General features: G+C 36.6%; 4 protein-coding genes and 1 pseudogene. All 5 read left to right on the top strand.

Going from position 1 to position 6,147, the window contains the following annotated elements:
* Window positions 1-256, top strand: a pseudogene (locus PVK70_RS16750) (choice-of-anchor I family protein); the annotation flags it as partial.
* A gap of 201 nt (window positions 257-457) precedes the next feature.
* Window positions 458-1,558: a transporter substrate-binding domain-containing protein gene (locus PVK70_RS16745; protein WP_130049213.1), complete on the top strand. Its 1,101-nt coding sequence runs from the start codon at window positions 458-460 to the stop codon at window positions 1,556-1,558.
* A gap of 234 nt (window positions 1,559-1,792) precedes the next feature.
* Complete coding sequence (locus PVK70_RS16740; protein ID WP_130071965.1) at window positions 1,793-3,640, top strand: RICIN domain-containing protein; 1,848 nt, start codon at window positions 1,793-1,795, stop codon at window positions 3,638-3,640.
* A gap of 69 nt (window positions 3,641-3,709) precedes the next feature.
* Window positions 3,710-4,645 carry a LysR family transcriptional regulator gene (locus tag PVK70_RS16735; protein WP_130049211.1) on the top strand — a complete coding sequence of 312 codons (936 nt, stop codon included), beginning with the start codon at window positions 3,710-3,712 and terminating at the stop codon, window positions 4,643-4,645.
* A gap of 260 nt (window positions 4,646-4,905) precedes the next feature.
* A complete protein-coding gene (locus PVK70_RS16730; RefSeq protein ID WP_130049210.1) occupies window positions 4,906-6,111 on the top strand; it encodes a NupC/NupG family nucleoside CNT transporter in 1,206 nt (401 codons plus the stop codon).
* Window positions 6,112-6,147: the final 36 nt, after the last annotated feature.

Genomic DNA, 6,147 nt, shown 5'->3' with positions numbered 1-6,147 from the left:
CCTGGGCGTGATGGTGTATGACGTAACAGAACCAAAATCTTCTCGCTTTGTTACGTATGTGAATAATCGTAATTTTGATGTAGGTGTATGTACTCAGGTTGATGAAGAAGGGGAGTGTAAAAATGGGAGTTATAACCCTAATGCAGGCGATCTTGGCCCTGAGTCGATAAAATATTTCACTCGTCTAAACCAACATTTTATTGCTGTTGCAAATGAGGTCAGTGGGACGACATCAGTATATCGTATTGATTTTTAATTAACTTCAAATTCAAGGTAGCTCCAAGGGTAAACAACCCATCTTAATTAAAATCCTCTTTAGTAATTAAAATTAAAGGGGATTTTTTGTCTCTTATCTTAAGTATTAATTTCGATAATTAGAAGAATCTCCATTCAACTGCTACCTTTTAATAAGAGAATCAATTCAGTAGGGCGTATTTAGGGTTCACGGGAGAGTGGTATGTATGATGAGAAAAGGGCTTTCCGTTATTGTGTTATTTCAATGGTTATTTTTGTGGTAACAATACTTATAGGGATAGAAAAAACTGAAGCGAATACCGAGCTTAAAGTTGGAACCTATCATTGCCCACCGTTTATCTTTCATGACAAAAGCCAAGAGTTCGAAGGTCTAAGTATGACGTTATGGCTGCGGATTTCAGAGATCATGAAGGTTGACTATTCAATTCAAAATTATGAACTAGACGATCTATTGTTAGCCGCTGAAAAAGGAGATATAGATGTAGGTGTCTCTTGTATATCAATTACTCCTGATCGTGAAGAACATGTCGATTTCTCACACTCATTTTATGAAACGCATCTTGCCATTACGGTAAAAAACCGTGGTTATCTTGATTCATTTATTAGCATCATTACCAATAAAACCTTATGGAAAGCGCTTGGTATATTTTTCTTTGTCGCGATAAGTGTCGGGGCTTTCTATTATTTTCTTGAGCGTAAAAATAATGACAAACTTTACTCTATGCCAACCAAGCGAGGTCGGTTAGCAGAAGCTTTTATTCTCGGGGTACTGTTTATTACCAAAGGCCCTTTTAATTATTTTGAGTTTAAAACCTTATCAGCCCGAATAATGACGGTATTGATTGCTATGTTTTCAACCGTTTTCATTGCCAGTATTACTGCGATATTGGCAAGTTCGTTAACGCTAGAGCAATTACGGTTTGATGTAAAAGGAGTGAATGATTTATCAAAATTGCAAGTAGGAGCAAAACAAGCAACAACGACTTCTTTGTTATTGACTGATCACAGCATTGCCCATGAAACGTATCCTAATATGAGGGAATTATTAGTAGCTCTAGATAATGGAGATGTTGATGCCATCGTTGCAGATGATGCAGTATTGCGTTATATGATTAAACAAGGAAAAGCAAAAGAGATGTTTGCTGATTTAGTCGTTCTACCATATCAACTTGAAAAACAAAATTATGGCCTAGTTTTAGTCGAAAATAGCGAATACGAAGAAGAAATTAACCGTGCTTTGCTGCAAATACGTGAAACGACAGAATGGCACCAGATATTACTCGAATATTTTACTGAGAAGTAATAGCTTCATTGAAGATGTACTGTATTCGTTTAATATGAAAAATTATAATAAATCGATATAAAATAAGTTTATTAAGTAATTAACTTGTAAGCTTTTTCTTGTTTTTTTGATTGCGGGAATTATTTAATGACAGAACTATCATAATGATTTTATATATGCATAACTTTTGTTTTTGTGAATGATTTATTTTTGCTCATGAGGATATAAAAACATATATGTATATTAAAAAGGAATTTGTCATTGAAGTTATGCGTACAATTATTTGTTTTCTTACTATTTCTCAGTGCGTGCAATAGCGAAAACATATTACTTCCAGAAGTAACCCACCCGCCAGAAGCAATAAACTCTACTTTAGAAGCTAAAACTGAATCTAATTCATTTAATATTAATGAAGAAGTTCGTATTAATTTTCACTTGAAGAATGTGTCAGAATCTTACTTAACAGCGATAGATATAAAAGACGTAGCTATTTATCGCATTATTAAAGATGGTACACAATCTGTAGATGAAGATATTGTTGCTCGCTCTAGTAGTGGTCAGATTTTTTTCAAAAAAGCAGGTGTTTATCATGTTGATTTTATGTATAAAAATAAACAGGTAACAAAAAAAATTGAAGTATCTGATTGGCAGTTAAGCCAAAAGGGGGGAGAAACAGAGATAAGATTAATGAATTCACATAAGTGCTTATCCCTTAATGATGATTTTAAAAACATTAGTGTATCAGAGTGTAATGGTCAGCCTAACCAGCAATGGTTTATTGATTTTCCTTCATCAGGTAATCATTTTAACCTGAAAAGCGTTTATGCAATTAGCGAAGGGAAAAGTAACGTTTGTTTAGGAGTTACAAACACTAATTATCCTCCGAGTGTTATTGCGTGTTCTGGCTCTGGTTATTCGTCGATGCGACTCTGGAGTTACAACGTTATCGGCACAAAAACGCCGAAGATAAGAATTACCCAAAAATACACTGGTGATACGGGTAATTATGGCCATTTTTTAGGTGAAAATAATGATGGCAAAGTAGAGATGATAGAGTCAGATCTATTTGAAACATCGCATTATTATTGGGAAACAAATATACCGTATTCAACTATGAAAACGTTACCTGTAATTGGTAATAAAAAAGCTTTATTGATTTCAACTTATTATAGTGATATTGGACCAAACTTAGAAAGTATGGATCTTCAGATAAAGCAAGCGTTAGCGAATAGAGAGAGTAATGCATTCTCATTGTCAGACGCTGTTTATAGAAGTTCTCATGGGGAATTAGATATTCAATTTGATGTCATTGACGGTATTGATATTGGAATGAAACCTTCACTATGTACTTCTAAGGTAGTAGATAACGCTAAAGAAGCGGTTAAAGATCAAGTCAATCTTAGTGATTATCAATTGTTTTTTGTATCAACTCAAAATGTTCGATGCAGTTGGACTGGATTAGCTTCTTTACCTGGTAATTGGTCTATTGGTAATGGCTCGAGCCATAAAATGTGGATGTGGAATCATGAATTTGGACATAATTTAGGTGGATATCATGGCTTATCGTTAAATGGTTGTACGCGTGAAGCGTCAGGAATCATTATTGATGATACATGCACAGAAGGAACTTCAGGTGATCCTACGAATACGCTTAATGGTGGTGGTGCACGCCTTTATCCTATTTCTTATCAAGTACACGCTGGTTGGCTTGATTATGATTTAAGGGTACCAGAAATAATTAAATCAGGTCGTTATTATTTACCGTACATATGGAGTGAGAATGATATTCAAGGATACCGATTTTTAACGTTGATCCAGAATAAGCATATATTTTTAGAATACAGAAAAGAGATTAATCAGTACGAAAATTGGGATGAAAGTGATCCTTTTTTAAATGGCGTTATTGTACGAATAGCTGAAATGAATGGGCACACTATTAAAGCCTACTTAGTTGATACTAAACCATCAACAACTTCAATGAACGATGCGCCTTTAACATTGGGTGAATATTTTTATCATAAAGAGTTAGGGTTGAAAGTGACTCTTGAATCAATGGATGAAAAGGGGGCGGTAATCTTAGTTGAGTTTGATGATATTAAATAAATCCTAATTAGTAGGATTAATGATACTATCTTCGCCCCAATTTCCCTTTTGCAGTAAAGGACATGATAGATGCACGATCGAGCCAGCCAAATGGTGATATTTTACGCCTTAGCCAAAGCGGGCAGTTTTACTGCGGCAGCAAAGCAAATGGGAGTATCAACGTCTCATGTTAGTAAACAGCTTGGAGTGCTAGAAGCCGATCTTAATGTGAAATTGGTACAAAGAACCACCCGATCAGTAACAATTACCGATGCAGGTCAGCAGTTTTATCTGTATTGCGAGAAAATGTATCACGCAATGACCGAAGCCAGCGCAATTATGGATGATGAACGAGATGAAGTTGCTGGAGTGCTACGTTTAGGGTTATCTCAATCATTTGGGACTATGCATATTATCCCAGCGATTGATAAGTTACGACAGCAATATCCCGATCTGCAAGTTGAAGTTCGCTTATTCGATCACCGAGCAGATATGCTTAAAGAAGGTTTAGATTTATGGGTAACAAACTTTGAAGATATCCCAGAAGGATATGTTGCACAACGTTTGGCAGATTCTCGCTTTGTTTTAGCGGCCTCACCGGATTATTTGATTGATAAATCTGTTCCTCATCATCCTCAAGATCTTATAGAGCATAATTGTCTTACTTACCAAAGCCGCTATCGTGATTACAGCAATTGGGATTTCAGTAAGAACAATGAAACGTTATGTGTCAAAGTGTCAGGAAACTATCGTGTCGATTTAGCAGAAGCAGTGCGAGATGCAGCTATCTCAGGTTGGGGAGTGGCTTATTTAGCAAGTTATTTACTAACTAATGAGTTTAGTGAAGGAAAGCTCATTCAATTACTACCGGATTGGAAAGCGAGTCAACAGATGCCAATTTATGCAGCGTATCCAAGCCGTAAGCACTTACCAAGAAAAATTACCGCAGTCATTGAGTTCCTGCGTGAGCATATTGGTCAGCAACCCTATTGGGATAAATCTCTTCTGAAATGGGTTAAATTATAGTTATTGATTAAATTGACATCAAGGTGGTGATGTTAATTTAATCAATGAGTTATAGCGACTATTTTTAATGGAAGAAATATATTTTCCATATAGAAATAATCGTCATTCAAGTCGCTTGTCTCGTTTTATAAATCAACCACTTATGTACAGTAAGAAATGTGATCTAAATCTCATTAACAGCGTGTTATCAATCCCGACTTGCACGCAAACCTTTGCGCATTAGAATGCCTGCTCTATTTTCGATAGCACAGGTTTCTATCATGACATCGCTACTTGGTATTTTTGCCATTTTATTATTTGCTTATTTATGTTCGACAGATCGTCGTAATATCCCTCTAAGAACCGTTTCTTTAGCGTTTGGTTTACAAATCATTTTTGCTTTACTTGTTTTATATGTTCCAGCCGGTAAAGAAGTGCTCAACTCAGTAACTGCAGGCGTTTCAAGCGTAATTGATTATGGCCAACAAGGGATTGCATTTTTATTTGGTGGCTTAGCGACAGGCAAAGTAGGTTTTGTCTTTGCCATTAATGTGCTTGGTATCATAATATTCTTCTCGGCACTTATTTCTGCTCTTTATCATCTTGGTATCATGCCTAGAGTAATTAACTTCATTGGTGGTGGGTTACAGCGTTTATTAGGCACAGGACGCGCAGAATCACTTGCTGCTACAGCAAACATCTTTGTAAGCATGGTAGAAGCACCTCTTGTTGTAAAACCTTACTTAAAGCACATGAGTGATTCACAGTTCTTTGCTGTAATGACTTGTGGTTTAGCGTCAGTGGCTGGCGGTACTATGGTAGGTTACGCGTCGCTAGGTGTGGATCTTAATTTCCTTATTTCAGCAGCGTTCATGTCAGCACCTGCTGGCCTATTAATGGCTAAAATGATGGTGCCACCGGGTGATGAAGCCAATAACGACGATGAAATTACCTCTGTTGAGATTGACCACGCAACAAACGTATTTGAAGCATTAGCGGATGGGGCAATGTCTGGTTTACGTATTGCAGTAGCAGTAGGTACAACACTATTAGCCTTTGTGAGTGTCATTGCTTTACTTAATGGCTTGCTTGGTCATGTTGGTGATTTCTTTGGTTTAAAACTAAGCTTTGAATTGATCCTTGGTTATTTATTTGCACCAGTAGCTTTCTTGTTAGGTGTGCCATGGAATGAAGCGATTCTTGCTGGTTCATTGATTGGTAATAAGATCGTGGTGAATGAGTTTGTTGCCTTCATTCAATTAATGGAAGTGAAAGACCAACTAAGCTCACATTCTGTTGCGATTGTTACCTTTGCGTTATGTGGTTTTGCCAATATATCAACCATGGCTATCTTGATTGGTGGTTTAGGGAGCTTGGTTCCGGAGCGTCGTTCATTCATCGCTAAAATGGGATTCAGAGCGATTACTGCAGGCGTATTAGCAAACTTGATGAGTGCGGCGATTGCCGGTGTGATTTTGTCGCTATAGACGATAATAAATTTAGATAGTTAATAGTTAATAGTT

It is taken from the genome of Aliivibrio sp. A6, from assembly GCF_028765505.1.
In the GTDB taxonomy this organism is placed as follows: Bacteria; Pseudomonadota; Gammaproteobacteria; order Enterobacterales; family Vibrionaceae; genus Aliivibrio; species Aliivibrio finisterrensis_A.
Note: the sequence above shows the minus strand (reverse complement) of the source record. Positions and strands in the feature narration are given on the sequence as shown.